The sequence below is a fragment of the Micromonospora parathelypteridis genome (assembly GCF_014201145.1).
Classification (GTDB): domain Bacteria; phylum Actinomycetota; class Actinomycetes; order Mycobacteriales; family Micromonosporaceae; genus Micromonospora; species Micromonospora parathelypteridis.
Genome location: NZ_JACHDP010000001.1, coordinates 2,627,833 through 2,647,853, shown reverse-complemented (window position 1 = coordinate 2,647,853; position 20,021 = coordinate 2,627,833). Strand labels below are relative to the sequence as shown.

General features: G+C 72.1%; 23 protein-coding genes. 16 read left to right on the top strand and 7 right to left on the bottom strand.

All coding sequences use genetic code 11. The features are described 5' to 3' along the window. Nucleotides 1–19 precede the first annotated feature (19 nt). Nucleotides 20–703 carry a response regulator gene (locus tag HNR20_RS11715; RefSeq protein ID WP_030329696.1) on the top strand — a complete coding sequence of 228 codons (684 nt, stop codon included), beginning with the start codon at nt 20–22 and terminating at the stop codon, nt 701–703. 72 nt (nt 704–775) lie between these two features. On the opposite strand, the gene HNR20_RS11710 is transcribed toward HNR20_RS11715, so the two are convergent. Continuing rightward, the gene (locus tag HNR20_RS11710) at nt 776–1,429 is read right to left on the bottom strand and encodes an NADPH-dependent F420 reductase (RefSeq protein WP_184178989.1); all 654 of its coding nucleotides are present in this window, start codon (nt 1,427–1,429) and stop codon (nt 776–778) included. Nucleotides 1,430–1,769: 340 nt separating this feature from the next. Here HNR20_RS11710 and HNR20_RS11705 point away from each other — a divergent pair, with 340 nt between their 5' ends. Beyond that, nucleotides 1,770–2,348, top strand: coding sequence for a TetR/AcrR family transcriptional regulator (locus HNR20_RS11705; RefSeq protein ID WP_184178987.1), 579 nt, complete (start codon nt 1,770–1,772; stop codon nt 2,346–2,348). A 99-nt stretch (nt 2,349–2,447) separates the two neighbouring features. On the opposite strand, the gene HNR20_RS11700 is transcribed toward HNR20_RS11705, so the two are convergent. Then, on the bottom strand, nt 2,448–3,245 hold the full coding sequence (locus HNR20_RS11700; RefSeq protein WP_184188336.1) for a DUF3109 family protein: 798 nt from the start codon (nt 3,243–3,245) through the stop codon (nt 2,448–2,450). Nucleotides 3,246–3,325: 80 nt separating this feature from the next. On the opposite strand from HNR20_RS11700, the gene HNR20_RS11695 reads away from it, so the two are divergent. Together HNR20_RS11695 and HNR20_RS11690 are read left to right on the top strand one after the other, a co-directional pair. Next, nucleotides 3,326–4,270, top strand: a complete 945-nt coding sequence (locus tag HNR20_RS11695; RefSeq protein ID WP_184178985.1) for a Ppx/GppA phosphatase family protein — start codon at nt 3,326–3,328, stop codon at nt 4,268–4,270. A 75-nt stretch (nt 4,271–4,345) separates the two neighbouring features. Next, nucleotides 4,346–5,152, top strand: coding sequence for a sugar phosphate isomerase/epimerase family protein (locus HNR20_RS11690; protein WP_184178983.1), 807 nt, complete (start codon nt 4,346–4,348; stop codon nt 5,150–5,152). A gap of 33 nt (nt 5,153–5,185) precedes the next feature. Here HNR20_RS11690 and HNR20_RS11685 read toward each other — a convergent pair whose 3' ends face one another. The 3 genes from HNR20_RS11685 to HNR20_RS11675 are packed head-to-tail and all read right to left on the bottom strand — an operon-like array spanning nt 5,186 to nt 7,239. After that, nucleotides 5,186–5,773, bottom strand: a complete 588-nt coding sequence (locus tag HNR20_RS11685) for a CGNR zinc finger domain-containing protein (protein WP_184178981.1) — start codon at nt 5,771–5,773, stop codon at nt 5,186–5,188. Nucleotides 5,774–5,792: 19 nt separating this feature from the next. After that, nucleotides 5,793–6,959 carry a glutathionylspermidine synthase family protein gene (locus HNR20_RS11680; protein ID WP_184178979.1) on the bottom strand — a complete coding sequence of 389 codons (1,167 nt, stop codon included), beginning with the start codon at nt 6,957–6,959 and terminating at the stop codon, nt 5,793–5,795. A gap of 1 nt (nt 6,960) precedes the next feature. Beyond that, entirely contained in the window at nt 6,961–7,239 is a 279-nt protein-coding gene (locus tag HNR20_RS11675; RefSeq protein ID WP_229687089.1) for a hypothetical protein, read from the bottom strand. Between the two features lie 106 nt (nt 7,240–7,345). Here HNR20_RS11675 and HNR20_RS11670 point away from each other — a divergent pair, with 106 nt between their 5' ends. From HNR20_RS11670 to HNR20_RS11615, 12 genes are all read left to right on the top strand, one after another. Further along, a complete protein-coding gene (locus tag HNR20_RS11670; RefSeq protein ID WP_110563221.1) occupies nt 7,346–8,266 on the top strand; it encodes a proline dehydrogenase family protein in 921 nt (306 codons plus the stop codon). Between the two features lie 100 nt (nt 8,267–8,366). Continuing rightward, nucleotides 8,367–9,167 carry an alpha/beta fold hydrolase gene (locus HNR20_RS11665; protein ID WP_184178977.1) on the top strand — a complete coding sequence of 267 codons (801 nt, stop codon included), beginning with the start codon at nt 8,367–8,369 and terminating at the stop codon, nt 9,165–9,167. Further along, nucleotides 9,160–9,768, top strand: coding sequence for a TetR/AcrR family transcriptional regulator (locus tag HNR20_RS32670; protein ID WP_184178975.1), 609 nt, complete (start codon nt 9,160–9,162; stop codon nt 9,766–9,768). Before HNR20_RS11665 ends, HNR20_RS32670 begins: the two co-directional genes overlap by 8 nt. Beyond that, nucleotides 9,765–10,094 carry a DUF2568 domain-containing protein gene (locus HNR20_RS11655; protein WP_184178973.1) on the top strand — a complete coding sequence of 110 codons (330 nt, stop codon included), beginning with the start codon at nt 9,765–9,767 and terminating at the stop codon, nt 10,092–10,094. Before HNR20_RS32670 ends, HNR20_RS11655 begins: the two co-directional genes overlap by 4 nt. A 64-nt stretch (nt 10,095–10,158) precedes the next feature. Beyond that, nucleotides 10,159–11,448 (top strand): hypothetical protein, encoded by a 1,290-nt coding sequence (locus HNR20_RS11650; protein WP_184178971.1) that lies wholly within the window; start codon nt 10,159–10,161, stop codon nt 11,446–11,448. Between the two features lie 42 nt (nt 11,449–11,490). Further along, nucleotides 11,491–12,882 (top strand): efflux RND transporter periplasmic adaptor subunit, encoded by a 1,392-nt coding sequence (locus tag HNR20_RS11645; RefSeq protein WP_184178969.1) that lies wholly within the window; start codon nt 11,491–11,493, stop codon nt 12,880–12,882. Next, nucleotides 12,879–13,775, top strand: a complete 897-nt coding sequence (locus tag HNR20_RS11640) for an ABC transporter ATP-binding protein (protein WP_184178967.1) — start codon at nt 12,879–12,881, stop codon at nt 13,773–13,775. Before HNR20_RS11645 ends, HNR20_RS11640 begins: the two co-directional genes overlap by 4 nt. Continuing rightward, the gene (locus HNR20_RS11635; RefSeq protein WP_184178965.1) at nt 13,772–14,956 is read left to right on the top strand and encodes an ABC transporter permease; all 1,185 of its coding nucleotides are present in this window, start codon (nt 13,772–13,774) and stop codon (nt 14,954–14,956) included. The genes HNR20_RS11640 and HNR20_RS11635 overlap by 4 nt, the downstream gene beginning before the upstream one ends. Nucleotides 14,957–15,168: 212 nt before the next feature. Further along, nucleotides 15,169–15,378 carry a helix-turn-helix domain-containing protein gene (locus HNR20_RS11630; protein ID WP_110563213.1) on the top strand — a complete coding sequence of 70 codons (210 nt, stop codon included), beginning with the start codon at nt 15,169–15,171 and terminating at the stop codon, nt 15,376–15,378. Nucleotides 15,379–15,592: 214 nt separating this feature from the next. Beyond that, nucleotides 15,593–15,694 (top strand): 30S ribosomal protein bS22, encoded by a 102-nt coding sequence (locus HNR20_RS11625; protein WP_007465623.1) that lies wholly within the window; start codon nt 15,593–15,595, stop codon nt 15,692–15,694. Between the two features lie 122 nt (nt 15,695–15,816). Beyond that, nucleotides 15,817–16,893 (top strand): NAD-dependent epimerase/dehydratase family protein, encoded by a 1,077-nt coding sequence (locus HNR20_RS11620; RefSeq protein ID WP_184178963.1) that lies wholly within the window; start codon nt 15,817–15,819, stop codon nt 16,891–16,893. Continuing rightward, nucleotides 16,890–17,888, top strand: a complete 999-nt coding sequence (locus HNR20_RS11615; RefSeq protein WP_229687088.1) for a lysophospholipid acyltransferase family protein — start codon at nt 16,890–16,892, stop codon at nt 17,886–17,888. The genes HNR20_RS11620 and HNR20_RS11615 overlap by 4 nt, the downstream gene beginning before the upstream one ends. Before the next feature lie 9 nt (nt 17,889–17,897). Here HNR20_RS11615 and HNR20_RS11610 read toward each other — a convergent pair whose 3' ends face one another. Beyond that, entirely contained in the window at nt 17,898–18,773 is an 876-nt protein-coding gene (locus tag HNR20_RS11610; protein ID WP_184178961.1) for an HAD family hydrolase, read from the bottom strand. 125 nt (nt 18,774–18,898) lie between these two features. Beyond that, a complete protein-coding gene (locus HNR20_RS11605; protein WP_184178959.1) occupies nt 18,899–19,786 on the bottom strand; it encodes a DUF5667 domain-containing protein in 888 nt (295 codons plus the stop codon). Between the last annotated feature and the right edge of the window lie 235 nt (nt 19,787–20,021).

Below are 20,021 nucleotides of genomic sequence, written 5' to 3'. Positions count from 1 at the left end.
AATGGAAAGGAAGTCCCCGTTGAGCCGCGTTCTGGTGGTCGAGGACGAGGAGTCGTTCTCCGACGCCTTGTCGTACATGCTCCGTAAGGAGGGCTTCGAGGTTTCGGTCGCTGCGACCGGCACCGACGCCCTCACCGAGTTCGACCGGACCGGCGCCGACATCGTGCTGCTCGACCTGATGTTGCCAGAGATGTCGGGGACCGAGGTCTGCCGGCAACTGCGGCAGCGGTCGGCCGTGCCGATCATCATGGTCACGGCCCGGGACAGCGAGATCGACAAGGTGGTCGGGCTGGAGATCGGCGCCGACGACTACGTCACCAAGCCGTACTCGCCGCGGGAACTGGTTGCCCGGATCCGGGCGGTGCTGCGCCGGCAGAGCCCGGAGGTGGCCGAAGCGGGCGCTCCGACGCTCGCCGCCGGGCCCGTGCGGATGGACATCGAACGGCACGTGGTGACCGTCGACGGCGGGGCCGTACAGCTCCCGCTGAAGGAATTCGAGCTGCTGGAACTGCTGCTGCGCAACGCGGGCCGGGTGCTCACCCGCGGCCAGCTCATCGACCGGGTCTGGGGCGCCGACTACGTCGGTGACACCAAGACGCTGGACGTGCACGTCAAGCGGCTGCGTTCCAAGATCGAGCCGGAGCCGTCCGCGCCGCGCTTCATCGTCACCGTCCGGGGCCTGGGCTACAAGTTCGAGCCGTGATCGGCGTGCCCGAAGGGGGTCTGCGTTCGGCGCGGGCCCCCTTCGGGCTGTCCGAGGTTGGTCAGCGGTTGGTCAGCGGACGACCTTGAAGTTGAAGTTGGCGGTGTCGAGCCGGCCGAAGAGCCGCAGCCAGAGCGGGAGCAGCATCTCAGTGCCCCGCGCGCTGGAGAGGTCACCGAGATCGATCACGTCGTTGTGCCCGAAGCTGACGAGCAGCCCGGTGACGATCCGCTTGGCCTCCGCGTCGTCGCCGGAGACGAAGACGCTGTGCTCACCGTCGGCGAGCTGACGTGGATGCGCCATCAGCTCGGCGGTCAGCGTGTTGAGCGACTTGACCACCCTGGTCTGCGGAAACTCGCGCTGGATCCGTTCGGCGAGGGAGTCGGTGTTGTGCACCGACAGGGTGGGCGGAAAACCCGCACCGAAGTCGAGCGGGTTCGCGATGTCGAGCAAGACCTTGCCGGCCAGGTTCGGCGCGCCGGCTGCGGTGAGCGCCGGGAGTGAGCCGTTGCCGTTGGTGGCGTTCACCACCAACTCGGCGGCGCTGGCGGCTTCGGCCAGGGTCGCGAGACCGACCTCGGGGTGTTGCGCCGCCCAGGCGGCGTATTCGCCGGCCCGCGTGGCCGCGACGTCGCGGGTGCCGATGGTGACCTGGTGGCCCAGCACCGCCGAGCGGGCGGGGATCGCCTGCCCGACCGAGCCGGTTCCGAGAACTGCGATACGCATGTCGATCGATCCTCCGTCGGGGCGCGGAGTGGCGTCGCGCCGGTCGCAGCAGGCTAACAGACAGGTCTGTCTACTGGCTGTCCCTTTCCAGCGGCGGGAGAGTGCCGGCGGCGGCGGGGGAGTGCCCGCGCCGCCTTTGGAGCTGATGTCATAAACGAGTCATCCGCTGATGCCGCAAACGATTCAGCTCCAAAGGCAGGCCGACCCAATGTCCCCAGCTCCTTCGCGGGCCCGTCGCGGGTCTTGCGGGTGGCGGCGTCCGGCGCAGGACGGGTGCATACTGCCGCAGACGGAACTGTCTGTAATATCGGCCGGTCACCAGCACGTTGAGGGAGTATCGATGCCCGCGCCTCGCAGTCCGGCCGGTTCGGCCCGGGACCGGATCCTGGACACCGCGTTCCGGCTCTTCTACGCGCACGGGCCGCGCGGCGTTGGGGTGGACACCGTGATCGCCGAGTCGGGCGTGGCCAAGGCGACGCTCTACAAGCACTTCCCGCGCAAGGACGATCTCGTGCTGGCGTACCTCGATCGGGTCGACCAGGCGTGGTTCGGCGCGTTACGGGCTGCGGCCCGGGACGCCGGCAACGAGCCGCGCGACCAGTTGGTCGGGATGTTCGACGCGTTGGCCGGCGCCTGTCGGCGGGATGGCTACCACGGCTGCGCGTTCATCAACACCGCCGCCGAGTCACCTGCTGGCGGCCCGGTGCACGCTCGGACGGTCGAGCACAAGACAGTGGTCCGGGCCTGGGTGACCGAGTTGGCCCGTCAGGCCGGCGCGGTCGATCCGGAGTTGCTCGCCCGGCAGCTCACCCTGTTGCTCGACGGCGGGCTTGCCAGCGGTGTGCTGGACGGCGACCCGCTGATCGCCGACGCGGCCCGGCGCAGCGCCAGCACCCTGGTCGACGCCGCTCTGCGCTGATCGGCGCTCAGCCAGGCGAGCGAGCAGCGTGGCGTGTCGTTCGATGATCTCGTCCGCGAGATCGCCGAAATCCTTGACCTTCCGTCGTGCCAGGATCAGCTAGAGCTCGTCGGCGGGGTGCGGCGCGACCATGCCCTGCTTCGTCCGCGCCGCGCACAGCTCGGCCAGCCGCTCGTAGGCGGCAGCGCCGATCAGCGCGGTCAGCTCCGGGGAGTACGACAGGTACATCGGTTCGGCGCCGACGTGCGCGTCCGTCGAGGAGGTGCACCACCAGTCCAGGTCGTGCCCGCCGGCCCCCCAGCCGCGCCGATCGAACTCGGACAGCGTGGAGACCAGCACCTTGGAGTTGTCCGGCCGCTTGACCCAGTCCTGATCTCGGCGGATCGGCAACTGCCAGCAGACGTCCGGTTTGTATTCCAACGGGTGCACCCCGTCGCGCAACGCCTGGGCGTGCAGAGCGCAGCCACCACCGCCGGCGAAGTCGGCGTCGTTGAGGAACACACACGGGCCCTCGGCGCCCTGGGTGGCGGTGCGGCGGGCCGGGTTCTTGCCGTCGATGGTGTCCTCGTCGGTCCAGTTCTTGAACCCGCGCTGGAAGTGCTGCCAGGTCGACGGGGTGAGCCGCTTGACGGCGTTGCGGACCCGCTTCTCGTCGTCCGAGTCGGTGAAGAACGCCCCGTGCGAGCAGCAACCGTCGGCGGCCCGCCCGGCGATGATGCCGTGGCAGCCCTTGCCGAAGATGCAGGTCCAGCGGGAGAGCAGCCAGGTCAGGTCGGCGCGGATCAGGTGCGCCTCGTCAGCCGGGTCGGTGAACTCGATCCACTCCCGGGGGAAGTCCAGCGGCACCTCACGACTACGCGGGTCGTCCGGGTCGTCCACCAGCACACGGAGCTCCATCGTCACCCGGACCAGCGTACGCGCGGTGACGTCGCCGGGCCGGCGAGCCGCGCAAACGTGTTGCACCTAGGGTCTTCACCATGCGACTGGGTGTCCTCGACGTCGGTTCCAACACGGTGCACCTCCTGGTGGTGGACGCGCACCACGGCGCGCACCCGTGGCCGGCGCACTCCGAGAAGGTGGTGCTCCGGCTGGCCGAGCAGATCGGCCCCGACGGCGCGCTGACCGCCGCGGGCGCGGACGGCCTGGTCAAGGCCGTGAGCATGGCCAAGGCGGCCGCCACCGGGCTGGAGGCCGACGACCTGATCGCGTTCGCCACGTCCGCGGTGCGCGACGCCACCAACGCGGCCGAGGTGCTGGCCCGGGTCCGGGACGAGACCGGCGTACGCCTGGCAGTGCTCTCCGGCGCGGACGAGGCGCGGCTGACGTTCCTGGCCGTGCGGCGTTGGTTCGGCTGGTCGGCGGGTCGGCTGCTGGTGCTCGACATCGGCGGTGGCTCTTTGGAGATCGCCGCCGGCATCGACGAGGACCCGGACGCCGCGATCTCGCTGCCGCTCGGCGCGGGGCGGCTGACCCGGGAGCGGCTGCGGGTCGACCCGGGCAGCGCGGCGCCGCCGTCCGCCGAGGCTGTCGACAAGCTGCGGGATTACGTGGAGGGTCGGCTGGACAAGGTGGTCGACCAGATGACCGAGGTGGGTTGGGGTCGCGCGGTGGCCACCTCGAAGACGTTCCGCACCCTGGCCCGGTTGGCGGGGGCGGCGCCGTCCGGGGCCGGGCTCTGGGCGCGGCGCAGCCTGACCCGCCCTGGTCTGCGCCAGGTCATCGGCTTCATCCGACACATCCCACCGGCACAGTTGATGGAGTTGGAGGGGGTCAGCTCGGGCCGGGCCCACCAGTTGCTGGCCGGCGCGGTGGTCGCCGAGGCGGTGATGCGCCGCCTGGATCTGGACTCGCTGGACATCTGCCCGTGGGCACTGCGGGAGGGCGTCATCCTCCGCCGACTCGATCAACTCGAACCGGTCTGACCGGGCGGGCGGTTTCGGCTGATTTGCCGGCGCTCGTCACGATGCCCCCGGCGCTGCCGGGCTACGCTGACTGATGTGACTTCCCGCGTTCCCGTGCTCCTGTCCAGCTCGTCGGTCTTCCCCGAGCCGACCGCGGCGGCGTTCCAACTGGCCGCGGCACTCGGCTACGACGGCGTCGAGGTGATGGTCTGGACCGACGTGGTCAGCCAGGACGCGGGCGCGCTGCGCGGCCTCTCCGCGCACTACGGCATGCCGGTGCTCTCGGTGCACGCGCCCTGCCTGCTGGTCACCCAGCGAGTGTGGAGCCCGGACCCGTGGGAGCGGCTGCGCAGGGCCGCCGAGCTGGCCGAGACGCTGGAGGCGCCGACCGTCGTGGTGCACCCACCGTTCACCTGGCAACGGGACTACGCGCGCAACTTCACCGAGGGGTTGGCCACCGTCGCGGCCCGGTTCACCGGGCTGCGGTTCGCGGTGGAGAACATGTACCCGGTGCGGATGGCAGGTCGGCAGTTTGTTCCGTACGTGCCGGGTTGGGATCCCACCGACACCGGCTACCCGTCGTACACCCTGGATCTTTCGCACTGCGCGGCCTCGCACAGCGACCCTCTCGAAATGGCCGACCGGATGGGCGCCGGGCTGGCCCACGTGCACCTCGGCGACGGCACCGGTGAGGGCCGCGACGAGCACCTGGTGCCCGGCCGCGGCACCCAACCCTGCGGCGAGCTGCTCTCCTCGCTGGCCGGGCGTGGCTTCACCGGGGCGGTGGCGGTGGAGGTCGCCACCCGGGGCGCGAAGAGCCGCGCGGTGCGCGAGGCGGACCTGCGCGCCGCACTGGAGTTCGCCCGTCAGCACCTGACCGCGCCGTCCCCGGTCGACGTCTGAGCCGTCCCGCCCCGCGACCGGGCGGTGGCGGTGTCAGCTGACCGGCGAGAGCGAGTCGGCGCCCGCGGTCGGCTGCGGGGCGACCGTCACCTGCTCGCCGACCGCCGCCCGCTTGCGGGCCCGGTGCGCGGCCACGTGCGAGCGGGTGGCGCAGCGCTCCGAGCAGAACCGCCGGCAGCAGTTGGACGACGTGTCCAGGTAGACGTTGCCGCACCGCTCGTCGGCGCAGACCCCGAACCGTGCGCTGCCGTACTCGCAGAGCCAGACCGACAGCCCCCAGACCGCGCCGGCCAGGTATTCCGCACTGACCGAGGCGCCCCGGCTGGTCACGTGCATGTGCCAGTCGCTGGAGTCGTGCCCGGAGATGCGCGGCTGCACCGGGAACGCCTCAAGCAGCGCGTTCAGCTCGGTGACCGCCTGGGCGTCACGGCCCGAGGTGCCGTATTCGAAGACGTCGCGCAACCGCTTCTGCGCCCGCCGGAAGATCGCGACGTCCCGGTCGGCGACTTCGTCGCGCATCCAGGCGTTGTCGTCGGGGAAGATGGCCCGCAGGTCGTCGAGGTCGTCCAGGCGGGCGTTGACCAGGTCAACGCCGGTCCGGGCGTACGCGTCGAAGTTCACGCCCCCAACGGTAGACGACTCATGGGGTGCGTGCCGCGTCGATGTAGTGCGGCAGGAAGCGCGCGTAGCCGTCGGTGATCAGACTGGCGCTCTCCCGCACCCCCACCCCGGCCGACTCGCCGTCGACGATCCAGCTGCCCAGCACCATCCGATTACCGTCGAACTGGGGCAATGCCCGGAACTCCTGGTAGCACCAGCCCTCGTCGCCGTAGATCCCCGGATTGGTGATCTCCTCGTCGGCGGTGACGATGCGTACCGAGCCGCCCTCCCGGCCGAGTAGCGGCTTGGCCACGTACTCCGTCATGCCCCGCGGCGAGTCGAGGTAGGCCGGGAGCAGGTACTCGTGGTCGGGGTACAGCTCCCAGAGGACCGCGAGCAGCGCCTTGTTGGACAGCAGCAGCTTCCAGGCCGGCTCGATCCAGGTGGTCGGCGTGCCCGGTGCCAGCGCCGCAGGCCCGTACGGTTCGGCCAGCATCCACTCCCACGGGTAGAGCTTGAAGCAGGTGGTCACCGGGCGGTCGGCGGCGTCGACGAAGCGGCGGCCGTCCCAGCCGATCTCCTGGATCGGGAGCAGCTCGACGGTCAGACCGGCCTGTCGGGCGGTCTCGGCGAGGTAGCCGGCGGTCATGTGGTCCTCGCCCGACTCCTCCTCGTTCGACCAGAGCACGTGCACCCGTGGAGCGTGCAGTCCGGCCCCGATCTTGGCCCAGGCGGCGACCAGCCGCTCGTGCAGGCTGTTCCACTGGTCCAGCTCCGGCCGGGTGTGCTCCAGCCAGTACCACTGGATGATGCTCGCCTCGACCAGCGCGGTCGGGGTGTCCGCGTTGTACTCCAGCAGCTTCGGCGGCCAACTGCCGTCGTACGCGAGGTCGAAGCGCCCGTAGAGGGTGGGTGGCGCCTCGCGCAGCGACCGGGCCACCGCGTCGGCCGCCCACGCCGGGATACCGAAGTCGGCGTACCGGCGGTGGGCCACCACGTGCTCGGCGGCGGCCACCGACATCCGGTGCAGCTCCTCGGTGGCCTCCTCCAGCCGCAGCACCTCGTCCAGGTCGAACGCGTACGCGGCGGTCTCGTCCCAGTACGACATGATCCCGCCGTCGGGCAGCTCGGTGTCGACGTAGACCAGCCCCTGCTCCCGGATGGTGGCGTCCCAGTCGGGTCGGGGCGTGACCGTCTCACGGCGCACCTCAGCCGCCGCAGGAGGCGAGGTGGGTGCCGAACCCTCCACGATCGGGCAGGGCCGCCGTGGTCGGCTCCGGGGCCGCGCGACCGGCGGTCGGTGCGGACACCCGCATCGCCAGTGCGACCGTCTCGCCGCCGCCGACCGGCCCGAGGGCGCAGTCGTCGTCATCGTCGTCGTCCGAGGTCATGTTGCAGCCGGAGAGGGCGAGCGCGAGGGCGGTGAGCGCGCCGAGCTGCACGGAGGCCGACCGGAGCCGGCGGCGGGGGCGGGGGCGTTGGTCCACGGCATCGTTGTAGCCGATTGGCGCCACCGCCGCCGCCCCGCCCCCGGGTCGGAGTGCCCCGGCCGCCCCTCGGCGGGGGTCCTGGCAGGGGCGTTACGCTCGGCTCATGCTCCGTTCCGTCATCCTCGCCGCCTCCCGGTCATCCCAGGTCGAGCGGCTCGTCGCGACCGCCCCGTACACCCGGGACGTCGTTCGCCGGTTCGTTGCCGGCGCCGCCACCGACGACGCGTTGCGCGCGACCCGCGGGCTCGTCGACGACGGTCTCGCGGTCACCCTCGACCACCTGGGTGAGGACACCGTCACCCCCGAGCAGGCCACCGCCACGCGTGACGAATACCTGAAGTTGTTGAAGATGCTCGGCGGTGCGGGGCTCACCCCGGCCGCCGAGGTGAGCGTGAAGCTCTCCGCTCTCGGCCAGATGTTCGACGAGCAGTTGGCCTACGACAACGCCAGGGCGATCTGCGTGGCGGCCGATGCGGCGGGCACCACGGTCACCCTGGACATGGAGGACCACACCACCACCGACTCGACGCTGGAGGTGCTGGGCCGGCTGCGCAAGGACTTCCCGTCGACCGGTGCCGTGCTCCAGGCGTACCTGCGTCGGACCGAGTCGGACTGCCGGGAGCTCTCCTCGGCCGGGTCGCGGGTGCGGCTGTGCAAGGGCGCCTACAAGGAGCCGGAGTCGGTGGCGTACCAGTCGGCCCGCGAGGTGGACAAGTCCTACGTGCGCTGCATGAACATCCTGATGTCCGGCGACGGCTACCCGATGCTGGCGACCCACGACCCTCGGATGATCGCCATCGGTGAGGACCGGGCCCGCTGGTTCGACCGGGGGCCGGAGCGTTTCGAGTTCCAGATGCTCTACGGCATCCGCCCCGAGGAGCAGGCCCGCCTGGCCGGCGAGGGTTACACCGTCCGCACCTACGTTCCGTACGGCGACGAGTGGTACGGCTACCTGATGCGCCGGCTCGCCGAGCGCCCGGCCAACCTGGTCTTCTTCGGCCGCGCTCTGATCTCCAAGAAGTAACCCCGAACCGGTCGACGGGCCGGCGGTGACCCTCTGGTCCCGCCGGCCCGTTCGTGTCTGTGGCTTGACGGGATTGGCTAATAGGCTTAGCCTTAAGGCTATGACTACTAACCAGGTCCGCCGGGACCGCGGACACATCGCGTACGAGGTGCACGGGGACGGCCCACTCGTCGTGCTCGCACACGGGATGGGCGAGAACAGGGCGAGCTATCGACACCTGGTGCCGCTGCTGGTCGCGGCCGGCCACCGGGTCGCCTCGGTCGACGTCCGGGGGCACGGAGAGTCCAGCGCCGGATGGCCGACGTACGCCCCGGCGGAGGTCGGCGCCGACCTGCTGGCCGTGGTCCGCGACCTCGACGCCGGACCGGCCGTGCTGGTCGGCAGCTCGTCCAGCGCGGCGGGGGTGGTCTTCGCCGCGACCGACGCGCCCGAGCTGGTCACCGGCATCGTGCAGATCGGCGCGTTCGTCGGTCAGCCGAAGCTCAACCCTCTGCTGCGGATGGCGATGGGGGCCGTGCTGCGCAGCCCTCGACTGTTCGGAATGTTCCACAACACGCTCTTCCCGGTGCACCGGCCCGACGACGACGCCGCGTACCGCAGGTCGATGGTGGCCAACCTGCGCGAGCCCGGCCGGATGGCCGCGGTCCGTGGCGTGATCGAGCCGGTCGAGCCGCACTGGACCGCCCGCGCCCCGCAGGTCCGGCAACCGGTGCTGGTGCTGATGGGTGCCAAGGACCCGGATTTCCCCGACCCGGGAGCCGAGGCGCGCGCCGCCCGCCGGCTCTTCCGCACCGCCGAAGCTCGGATGATCGAGGAGTCCGGCCACTACCCGCACGCCGACCGGCCGCAGCGCACCGCCGACGAGTTGCTCGGCTTTCTGGCGGTGTGCGCCGGTGCCTAGGGTCGGCCTCAACCAGCAGACCGTCGTGCGGGAGGCCGCCCGGCTGGCCGACGAGGTCGGCTACCAGCAGCTCACCCTCGCCGCGCTCGCCAGCCGGCTCGGCGTCGCGCTGCCCAGCCTCTACAAGCACGTGCGGGGGGCGGACGCGTTGGACCAGAAGCTCTCCGCCCTGGCCACCGCCGAGCTGGCGACGGAGATGACCACCGCCGCCGTCGGCCGGGCCGGCGGCGACGCGCTCCGGGCGATGGCCGACGCCTACCGTGGCTACGCCCACCGGCACCCCGGCCGCTACCCGGCCACCCAACGGGTGCCCGATCCGGCCGACCCGGAGCACGTCGAGGCGGGCGAGCGCGCGGTCGGTGCCGTCTTCGCGGTACTACGCGGGTACGGGCTCACCGACGACGACGCGGTGGACGCGACCCGGGCCCTACGCAGCGCTCTGCACGGCTTCGTCGCCCTGGAGGCCGCCGGCGGCTTCGGCCTGCCCCAGGATGTCGACCGCTCGTACCACCAACTGGTCGCCGGCATGGACGTCGCGTTCCGCTCCTGGCCCGACCCCCAGCAGAGCGCGGCGCAGCAGGGCGGGGAGCAGCAGTCGTGATCCGAGCGCTCGGGCTTTTGCTGATCTTCCTGTTGGAACTGGCCGTGCTGGCGATCGGCGCGCGCTGGGGCTGGGCACTGGACGCGCCCACCGCGGGCAGGCTGCTCGCCGCCATCGGCGTGCCGCTGCTGCTCGCCGGACTCTGGGGTGCTCTCGGTTCGCCGCGAGCCCGGCTGCCGCTGCGCCCGCCAGCCAAGTTCGCGTTCCAGACCGGCTGGTTCGTGCTCGGCGGCGCGATGCTCGCCCTGCTCGGGCAGCCGTGGCTCGGCCTCGCCCTGGTCGTCGTCTGGGTGGTCGTCACGATCCTGCTGCGCCGCGCCACCTGACCGGACCACACGCCGGGCGGTACCGGCCTCGCCCCGTCCACCGATTGGTCGTACCCTTCGGCGGGTGACTGACGGGGTGCAGCAGCCAGCACCACGGCGGCTCTGGCCGCTGTGGACGGTGCTCGTGGTGGTCGTCCTGCTGCTGGGCTGCGGCCTGCCGGCGCTGCTCGTCGTCGGAGTGATCCGGGAGGGCGGTGCCCGGTCGACACTCAGCCGGGTCGGCGCCTCGGCGACCGACGACCCGGCCACCGCGGCGGCCCGAGCGCTGGCCGACCGGATGACCGCCCAGCTCGACCGGCAGTCCACGGCACTGCTCGGCGGCGACCGTGCCGGCTTCCTCGCCATCGCCGATCCCACCACGCACGCCGACCTGCGCCGGCGCTTCGCCGCACTACGCGAGCTCAAGGTGACCGTCTGGCGGGCGGAGCCGAGCGGTCTGCCCGCGCCGATCGTGGGCAAGCCGGGAGAGTGGCGCCTCCTGGTGCGCTTCCAGTACTGCTTCGTCGCACCGAACTGCCGGCCCAGCCCGGTGCTGATCGGCACCCGCTGGCGGGAGAACGGCGAGCAGCCCCGCCTGGTCGCCATGGAAGAGTCCAAGTCGGTGGAGACCGGCACCCGGCCGTGGGAGATCAGCGACCTGGCCGTCGCGATCGGCGCGCGGACCATCGTCGCCACCACCCCGGCGCTGCGCGGCAAGCTGCCCGGCCTGCTGGCCCAGGCCGAAGCGGCGGCCAAGGTCGCCGACGGGTACGTGGTCGCCGGCTCGCCGCCGGATCGCTACCGGATCTTCTACGCCGGCCGCACCGAGTGGCAGCGCTGGTACGGCGGCGATCGACCAGAATGGACCGGCGGTTACGCGGTGACCGTCGGCGGCGGCCACCACGAGGTGGTGCTCAACGCCGACGGGCTCCCCAGCAGCGGCACCGACGACCTGCTCCGGCACGAGTTGACCCACGCGGCCTCGCTGCCGGAGCGCGGCTATCCGGGTAAGACCACCTGGTGGCTGGTGGAAGGGCTGGCCGAGTTCGCCGGCGCCGGCGGTCAGGCGGTCGACCGGTACGAAGGGCTCGCCGAGGTGCGGAAACTGGTCCGGGGCAACTGGGATGGCAAGTTGGCGGGCATCAACCCCGCCGACGACGCCTCCGCCGAGCAGGTCAGTGGCAGCTACGGCGTCGGCTACCTCGCGGTCCGGCACCTCGTCGACCGGTACGGGCCACAGCGGCTGCTCACCTTCTTCAAGGCCGTGGTGCACGAGCGCAAGACCCTCGACGTGGCCGCCGAGGAGGCGTTCGGCGAGCAGTGGTCGACGCTGCACGACGAGTGCGTCGCGTACGTCCGCGCCGCCACCGCCTGACGGGCTCCTGGGCGGTGCGACGGTGAGCCGTACCATCGATGGGTGCGCCGCCCCCAGTTGCCGCGGCCGTCCAGCGCCACGCGGCCCCGCCTGCTCACCGCCCTGACCGCCGTCGCCGTCCTCACCGTCACCACCGCCGCCTCGTGCGGCGACGACGACCCCGACCTCGCGCTGGCGTCGGCGGCCCGCAACCAGGTCAGCGAGGTGATCGACGCGCCGGCGACCGTGACCGCCCGGGCCGCGGCCACGCTCACCGCTCCCGCCGACGGCACCCTGGCGAGCCTGCGTGTCCAGCCTGGACAGCAGGTGAAGCGCGGTCAGATCCTCGCCGTGGTCGACTCGCCCTCGGCTCAGCAGCGGCTTCGTCAGGCGAAGCAGGCGTTGGAGGCGGCGAAGCGCGCCGGGCGGGGTGTCTCCACGGGTGACCTGACCGGCAGTCGGCGTGGCACCGACAAGGCGGCCGACGAGGCGTTCGACGCCGCCCGGAAGGCCGCCGACAAGATCGCCGACCCGCAACTGCGGGACGCGCTGCTGACCCAGGTGACGTCCGCGCAACGGCAGTACGCCGCCGCCGCTCGCAGCGCCGACCAGGCCGTCCGCGCGGTGCAGCGGGGGATCAGCGGGCTGAGCTCCGCCGTCGGCGCGCTCTCCGCGGCGCAACGGCTGCAGGCCCAGCAGGCGTACGACCTGGCGAAGGCGACAGTCGACGCGCTGACCCTGCGCACCCCGATCGCCGGGGTGGTGCAGCCGGGTGGCACCCGGGCCAGCGGTGGGTCGACCGGGGGCCTCGCGGGGCTGCTGGAGCAGGCCGGTGGCGCCCAGGCGGCCGGCATCGACCCGTCCGTGCTGACCCCCAGCCAGGGTGGGCCGCCCGCCGGGGTGGACGACGCGGTCGCGGTCGGCGGCCAGGTCAGCGCCGGCACGCCGGTGCTGACCGTGGTGGACACCGGGCAGTTGGGGCTGCTCGCCGAGGTGGACGAGACGGACGTGCTGCTGGTCAAGGCCGGCGTGACCGCCACCGTCGAGCTGGACGCCGTCACCGGTGCCAGCTACGACGCGACGGTCCGTTCGGTGGACGTGCTGCCCACCAACTCCGCGCAGGGCGGGGTCACCTACCGGGTACGCCTCGCACTGGGCGCCGGGAAGCTGGCCGAGGACGAGCCCGCGCCCAACCCCCGGCCCGGTATGAACGCGATCGTGCACCTGCGGGTACGCGAGGCCGCCGACGCGGTGACCGTCCCCGCCTCGGCGGTGTTCTCCTCCGACGGCCGGGACGCGGTCTGGGTGGTCCGCGACGGCAAGGCTGGCCGGGCGGCGGTCACCGTGGGCGTACAGGGGTCGGATCTGGTGCAGATCCTCAACGGCGTGCAGCCCGGCGACCGGATCGTGGTGCGCGGCACCGATCAGGTGCGCGACGGCCAGGAGGTGCGGTGACCGGCGCACCGCCGGCGATCGAGGCGGTGGACGTTTCCCGGACGTACCAACTGGACGGGGTGTCCGTCGAGGCGTTGCGCGGGGTGTCGCTGGTCGTGCAACCGGGGGACTACGTGGCCCTGGTCGGCCCGTCCGGCTCGGGCAAGTCCACTCTCATGCACCTCCTCGGTGGGCTGGACCGGCCCACCGGTGGCCGGTTGGTGATCGGCGGGCGGGACGTCAACGCCCTCGCCCCGCCGGAGATGGCCACCCTGCGCAACGAGACGATCGGCTTCGTCTTCCAGGCGTTCCACCTGCTGCCGCGTACCTCGGCGGTGGAGAACGTGGCGCTGCCGCTGGTCTACCGGGGTGTGCCGGCCCGGCAGCGTCGGGAGCGGGCGGCGGCGATGCTCGGCCGGGTCGGCCTCGGGCACCGCCTCGACCACCGGCCCAACCAGATGTCCGGCGGTGAGCAGCAACGGGTGGCGATCGCCCGTGCGCTGGTCACCGAACCGACGGTGCTGCTGGCCGACGAGCCCACCGGCAACCTGGACAGCGTCACCGGCACGGCGGTGCTGGAGCTGTTGGAGCAGTTGAACGTGGAGTCCGGGGTGGCGCTGGTGATGGTCACCCATGACCAGGAGGTGGCAGCCCGGGCCCAGCGCCGGATCACGATGCGTGACGGTGTGGTCGTGGCGGACAGCGACACCAAGCATGATCGACCGCCGTCCGTTGATCACGGTCGACCTGCGACACTGGTTGCCGCTCCCAGCGCGGAGCCCCGGTCCGCGTCCGGAAGCGGCCCGGGGCACCCGTCCGGTGGCTCCGGTGGCGCCGCCGGAGCCACCGGGCGCCTTCCGCGGGAGGTCGACCCGGGCAGACCCGAGGTCGAGCGGCCGGGAGGCGCGGCGTGAGGCTCGCCGAGGCGTGGCGGGTGGCGCTGGACGCCCTGCGGGCCAACCGGTTGCGCAGCGCGCTGACCATGCTCGGAGTGATCATCGGGGTGGCCTCGGTGGTCCTGCTGGTGGCCATCGGCACCGGCACCAAACAGAAGGTCGAGCAACAGGTCGAGGGCCTCGGCTCCAACCTGCTGCTGGTCGTCCCCGGCCGGATCGAGGTCGGCAACGCCCCGGTGGTCTCGCCGCTGACCCTCAAGGACGCCGACGCCGTCAGCCGGGTGGTCGGCGACCCCGACCGGGTGGCCGTCACCGTCGCCTCGGGGGCGACCGCGCGGGCCGGCAACCGCTCCGACTTCACCACCGTGCAGGGAGTGCTGGAGACCACCCCGGCGGTGTTCACGCGGTCGCTGGCCCGGGGCCGCTACCTCACCGGCACCGACGTGGACACCAGCCGGCGGGTGGCGGTGCTCGGCGACGCGGTGGCCCGCACGCTCTTCCCCGACCGGGACCCGCTCGGCCAGCAGGTGGCGCTGGCCGGGGTGCGGTTCCGGGTGATCGGCGTCTTCGCGCCACTCGGGCAGAGCCTCGGCGTCGACCGGGACGACGAGGTGCACGTGCCGGTCACCGCCGCGCAGCGGCTCTGGGGCACCCAGCGGGTGGACGGCATCGCGGTGAAGGCACCGGACCGCGAGCGGATCGAGGAGCTGGGCGAACGGATCGTCGCCGAGCTGACCCGGCGCCACCCGGACACCGAGTTCAGTGCTGTCACCCAGCAGCAGATCCTCGGCGTGCTCGGCGACATCCTCGGAGTCCTCACCGGCGTACTCGCCGCCATCGCCGGCATCTCGTTGCTCGTCGGCGGCGTCGGGGTCTCCAACATCATGCTGGTCAGCGTCCGGGAGCGGACCCGGGAGATCGGGCTGCGCAAAGCCGTCGGTGCGCGTCCCCGCGACATCGGGGTGCAGTTCCTGCTGGAGGCGGTGCTGCTCACCACGATCGGTGGGCTCACCGGGATGGCGCTCGGCGTGGGGACCGCCCTGCTGGTCGACGCGCTGTCGCCGATCCCGGCCGCGGTCACCTGGTGGTCGTTGGCGCTCGCCTTCGGCGTATCGGCGGTGGTGGGCATCGTCTTCGGGGTCGTCCCCGCGCAGCGCGCCGGCCGACTCGACCCGGTGGTCGCGCTGCGCGCCGAGTGATCAGCGTCGGGCAACCGGGACGTCGGGCGCAGGCGGGGAGATACCGGAAGCGCGGATCGGGTGAACCGGCGAGGAGAATCATGATCAGTTGTACGAAGGGATCGCGCCGGTCACAGCCGCCCCGCTACCGTACTGGTAACACGCGCGTCGCCGCCCGGCCCGGAGCATCCGTCGGGTTGGCACGCGCCGGGCATGGGATGGGTTGGTGAGCCATGGCCGGGTCACAGTCCGACGGACGGCTGTCGGAGGTCAGGTTCCTGACCGTCGCGGAGGTCGCGACGGTCATGCGGGTGTCGAAGATGACGGTCTATCGCCTGGTGCACAGCGGTGAGCTCACCGCCGTCCGGGTCGGTCGGTCATTCCGGGTGCCTGAGCATGCGGTGCACGAATATCTCCGGGGTGCTTTTCAAGAGACCGCCTGAGTCACCGCCCCGCCCTCCGGGTGCCAGTTAACCGGCATCGACGGGGGCGCGTTGGTCCGGCTGACGCCCTCCGGCTACCCTGGAGCCCGACCGAGACCCCACCGGTGCGCCCCGCCGCCCAGACTGGTCCGGTCCGTTGTCCGCAAGCGGTCGCCGTCGCCACCTGCGTGGTGTCATCCGGTCCGCCCCGCACGTTGTATCGAAAGGCTGTCGTATGGGCTCGGTGGTCAAGAAGCGCCGTAAGCGCATGGCTAAGAAGAAGCACCGCAAGCTGCTGCGCAAGACCCGCGTCCAGCGTCGCCGTCTCGGCAAGTGATCGCCGCCGGGCTCAGAGCCCGGCGTTCGGCGTCACTTGCCAAACTGTCGACCCCCGGAGGCTCAGGTGATCAGGCCGTGGTCGTCCCGGCTCGATCCTCCCTGCCGGGGTAGGTGCGTCAGATGACCCCCGGTGGCACCTCAGGTGCTCCGGGGGTCGTCCTCGTCACCGGGGTGGGCCGCTATCTGGGTGCCCACGTGGCGGCCCGACTGGCCGCGGACCCGCGCATCGAACGGGTCATCGGGGTCGACGCTCCGGACTCCGGCACCGAGTTCACCGATCTGCTGGACCGGGTCGAACGGATCCGCGTCGACTCCGGCTCGCTCGGTGGCATCCTCGCCGACCTGGACGTCGACGCGGTCGTGCACCTCGCCCTGGCCAGCTCCGCGGACCCGCAGCACGGTGGCCGGTCCGCCATGAAGGACCAGAACGTCATCGGCACCATGCAGATGCTCGCCGCCTGCCAACGGGCACCCCGGCTGCGTAAGCTCGTGGTCCGCTCGTCGACCGCCGCGTACGGGGTGTCGTTCCGGGACCCGGCGGTCTTCACCGAGGAGACCGAGCCCCGCGAGGTGCCGCGCGGTGGGTTCGGCCGCGACATCCTCGACATCGAGGGGTACGTCCGTGGCTTCCGGCGTCGCCGGTCCGACGTCACGGCGACCGTGCTGCGTTTCGCCCCGTTCATCGGTTCGACCGCCGACACCACGCTGACCCGTTACTTCTCGCAGCCGTTCGTGCCGACCGTCTTCGGCCGTGATCCCCGTCTGCAGTTCCTGCACTTCGACGACGCGTTGGAGGTGCTGCACCGGTCGATCGTGGAGGACCATCCCGGCACCTACAACGTCGCCGGCCCGGGGGTGCTGTCGCTGTCCCAGGCGATCCGGCGAGCCGGTCGGGTGGCCGTGCCGGTGCTGGAGCCGAGTCTCTCCGGTGCCGCCACGCTGGCCCGCACCATGGGCTTCGGCCGTTACGGCCTGGACCAGGTCGACCTCTTCGTGCACGGCCGGGTGGTCGACACCACCCGGCTTGAGCAGGAGTACGACTTCACGCCCCGCTCCACGGCCGAAGCGTTCGAGGACTTCATTCGTGCCCACCACGGTGGGGTGGTGGTCACGCGGGGTCAGTTGGCCGCCGCTGAGCAACTCGTCCTGGACGGCATCCGCCAGGTGCGCTCCGCACTGCAGGAGCGGTTGTCATGACCGGGCCAGCGGCGGGGCGCGACCCGCAGGGGGTCGGGCGTTTCGACGTACCGCAGCAGTCGCCCACAGCCGATCCGGAGCCGGCGCGGCGCAACGGACATCGACCGGCGGTGCAGGTCCCCCCGGCCGAGCCGGCGGTGCCGGACCGGCCGGGCGACCACTGGGACCGTAAGGTCGCGAACGGCCTGGCGTTCCTGCGCCGACGGCTCTCCGGCGACTACGAGGTCGACGAATTCGGCTTCGATTCGGAGTTGACCGACGCCGTCTTCCACCCGCTACTGCGGCTGCTCTACCGCGACTGGTTCCGCACCGAGGTCAGTGGGGTCGAGCACGTGCCCGTCGACGGCCCCGCCCTGGTGGTCGGCAACCACTCGGGGACGGTGGCGCTGGACGCGTTGATCCTCTCGGCGGCGCTGCACGACAAGCATCCCGCCCACCGGTACCTGCGGCTGCTCGGCGCTGACCTGGTCTTCCGGATGCCGGTGGTCTCCGAGATCGCCCGCAAGACCGGCGGCACGGTGGCCTGCAACCCGGATGCCGAGCGGCTGCTCGGCGGCGGCGATCTGGTCGGTGTGTTCCCCGAGGGTTTCAAGGGCATCGGCAAGCTCTACGCCGACCGGTACAAGCTGCAACGGTTCGGGCGCGGCGGGTTCGTTTCGGCGGCGCTGCGCACCGGCACGCCGATCGTGCCGGTCGCCATCGTCGGCGGCGAGGAGATCTACCCGATGCTCGCCGACATCAAGCCCCTGGCGCGGCTGCTCAAGCTGCCCTACTTCCCGGTCACGCCGACCTTCCCGTGGCTCGGCCCGTTGGGCATGGTGCCGCTGCCCAGCAAATGGCTGATCGAGTTCTGCCCGCCGATCCCCACCGCCCACCTGACCGACTCCGCGGATGACCCGTTGGTGGTCTTCAACCTCGCCGACCAGGTGCGGGAGACCATTCAGCAGACCCTGCACACGCTGCTGGAGCGACGGCCCGACCCGTTCGGCCCGTGAGAGCCTGAGTCAGCCGGCGCGGCGACGGCGCTGCAGTGCCAGGCCGGCGGTGACCGCGCCGGCGACCAGACCGGCTGCCGCGGTCGACGGCACGGCGATCTTGACCGCCCGACGGCCGGTGCGGAAGTCCCGCACCTCCCAGCCGTGCTGGCGGGCCTGCCGCAGCAGGGCGCCGTCCGGGTTGACGGCCACCGCCCTGCCCACGGAGGAGAGCAGCGGCAGGTCGTTGGCCGAGTCGCTGTAGGCCGCGCAGCGGACCAGGTCGAGCCCTTCCACGGCGGCGAGTTGGGTGACCGCCTCGGCCTTCGCCGGCCCGTGCATCAGGTCACCCACCAACCGCCCGGTGTACGCCCCGTCCACCACCTCGGCCACCGTGCCGATGGCACCGGTCAGGCCGAGCCGGGCGGCGATCACCCGACCGATCTCCACCGGGGCGGCGCTGACCAGCCAGACCCGCTGGCCGGCCTCCAGGTGACGTTGAGCGAGCTGGTGGGTGCCGGCCCAGATTCGGGGAGCCATCATCTCGTCGAAGATCTCTTCGGCGAGGCGCTCCACCTCGTCGACCCGCCAGCCCTCGACGAAGGCCAGCGCGGCCTCCTTGGCCAGGGACATGTCACCGGCGTGCTCCCGGGCCAGCAGCCGGAACCGGAGCTGCTGCCAGGCGAATCGCGCCAGGTCGGCGGTGGTGAAGTAGTTCCGGGAGGCGAGCCCGCGGGCGAACCAGTAGATCGACGCGCCCTGCATCATCGTGTTGTCCACGTCGAAGAACGCTGCGGCCGTCGGGTCCGGTGCGGGGGCGGTGACCGGGGCGAGGTCGGTCTCCGCCCAGCCTGCGGTGTGCCCCTCGGCGTCGGTACTGACCGTCACCTTACGGCTGCGCGCCACGCGACTCCCTTCCTGCCTGGAACAACGGATGCCTCCAGCGAGGGTAGCCGCCGTACGCGGTCGACCGGCCGGGCACAGAGCGAACTGTGGCGCGGCCGGTCGGACGTGCGGTATAGGGGCGCGGGTCAGCGAGCCCCGGGGCAGGTGCTCGGATCGGGGCCGAGGGCATCGCTGGCGGTCGGCGCCGGGAGGCCGCAGGCGATCGCCGCGCGCAGCGTGTCCGAGCGCTCCCGGACGCTCTCCAGCAGGTGCAGCGACCGCTGCGTCCGGTCCCGGTCGACGCGGGTGCTCCCGTCGAGCAGGCCGCTCACCGCCCGGCGTTGGCTCGTGACGAAACTGTTGAGCGTGTCCAGGCTGCCCGACTCGGCCCGCTGCACCGCGGCGGTGGTCAGCAGGCGAACGCCCTGCCGGGTGTCGGCGTCCATGTCGTCGAGGACCGCGCTGTAGCCGATCCGGTCACCGCGCAGCTTGGCGGCCTCGCCGAGTCTGGTCCGGGCGAAGTCCAGGAAGAGCTGGCCACGGCTGATGTCGGAGCTGGCCAGCGCGAGTTGAGCCCGTTCGGTCGAGCGCTTCATCCCGTACAGCGCGTCGCCGGGCACCGCGTTCTCGCTGGCGGCGGAGATGCCGGAGACGGCGATGGCGCCGGCGGCGATGCCGACCAGGATCGCGCCCCGGGCTCGGGCCCGGCGGGCGGTGGCGGCTGGCAGCAGCCGCCCACGGGCGGCCGTGCTGGGCCGCGTGGCGGCCGGTTCGCTGGCCGCCGGTGCGGTGCCCAGCCCTTCCCGTTCGGCGGTGGCGAGCAGCATCGCCCGCAGGCCGGTCCGGAAGTCCTGGTCCACCTCGACAGCCGGTGGGTCGACGCTGAGCCGCTGGCCCACTGCGACGAGCGGCGCGAGTTGACCGTCCACCCGGGATCGCACGTGGTGTCGCCGAGCGCCGTTGGCCTCGTCGAGAAGCTGCGCGAAGCGCTCGGCGCGCCGACGGGAGAAGAGGATGTCGTCCACCGCAGGCACCTCCTCTCGCTGGTCACGGCCGGTCGGCCGCCGTCGTTGCCGACGACCGGGCGGCATTGTGACACCACGGAGGTGAGGTGCCGCCGGCATGCCGGTCGGACCTCGGTGACCCGGGCCTGCCGGGACGTCCACCGGTCGCACCCGGAGAAACGCGGCGGACCGGGCACGGGTTACGGGCCTGGCGGGGCGGAAATTACAGAAAGTGATCGTCGTCACCGGGCGGGACCGACTCTGA

Excerpts from the sequence above, each read along its gene's own strand:
- HNR20_RS11710 (WP_184178989.1), bottom strand. The coding sequence starts at position 1,429 with ATGCGTATCGCAGTTCTCGGAACCGGCTCGGTCGGGCAGGCGATCCCC.
- HNR20_RS11705 (WP_184178987.1), top strand. The coding sequence starts at position 1,770 with ATGCCCGCGCCTCGCAGTCCGGCCGGTTCGGCCCGGGACCGGATCCTG.
- HNR20_RS11700 (WP_184188336.1), bottom strand. The coding sequence starts at position 3,245 with ATGGAGCTCCGTGTGCTGGTGGACGACCCGGACGACCCGCGTAGTCGT.
- HNR20_RS11695 (WP_184178985.1), top strand. The coding sequence starts at position 3,326 with ATGCGACTGGGTGTCCTCGACGTCGGTTCCAACACGGTGCACCTCCTG.
- HNR20_RS11670 (WP_110563221.1), top strand. The coding sequence starts at position 7,346 with ATGCTCCGTTCCGTCATCCTCGCCGCCTCCCGGTCATCCCAGGTCGAG.
- HNR20_RS11665 (WP_184178977.1), top strand. The coding sequence starts at position 8,367 with ATGACTACTAACCAGGTCCGCCGGGACCGCGGACACATCGCGTACGAG.
- HNR20_RS11630 (WP_110563213.1), top strand. The coding sequence starts at position 15,169 with ATGGCCGGGTCACAGTCCGACGGACGGCTGTCGGAGGTCAGGTTCCTG.
- HNR20_RS11625 (WP_007465623.1), top strand. The coding sequence starts at position 15,593 with ATGGGCTCGGTGGTCAAGAAGCGCCGTAAGCGCATGGCTAAGAAGAAG.
- HNR20_RS11620 (WP_184178963.1), top strand. The coding sequence starts at position 15,817 with ATGACCCCCGGTGGCACCTCAGGTGCTCCGGGGGTCGTCCTCGTCACC.
- HNR20_RS11615 (WP_229687088.1), top strand. The coding sequence starts at position 16,890 with ATGACCGGGCCAGCGGCGGGGCGCGACCCGCAGGGGGTCGGGCGTTTC.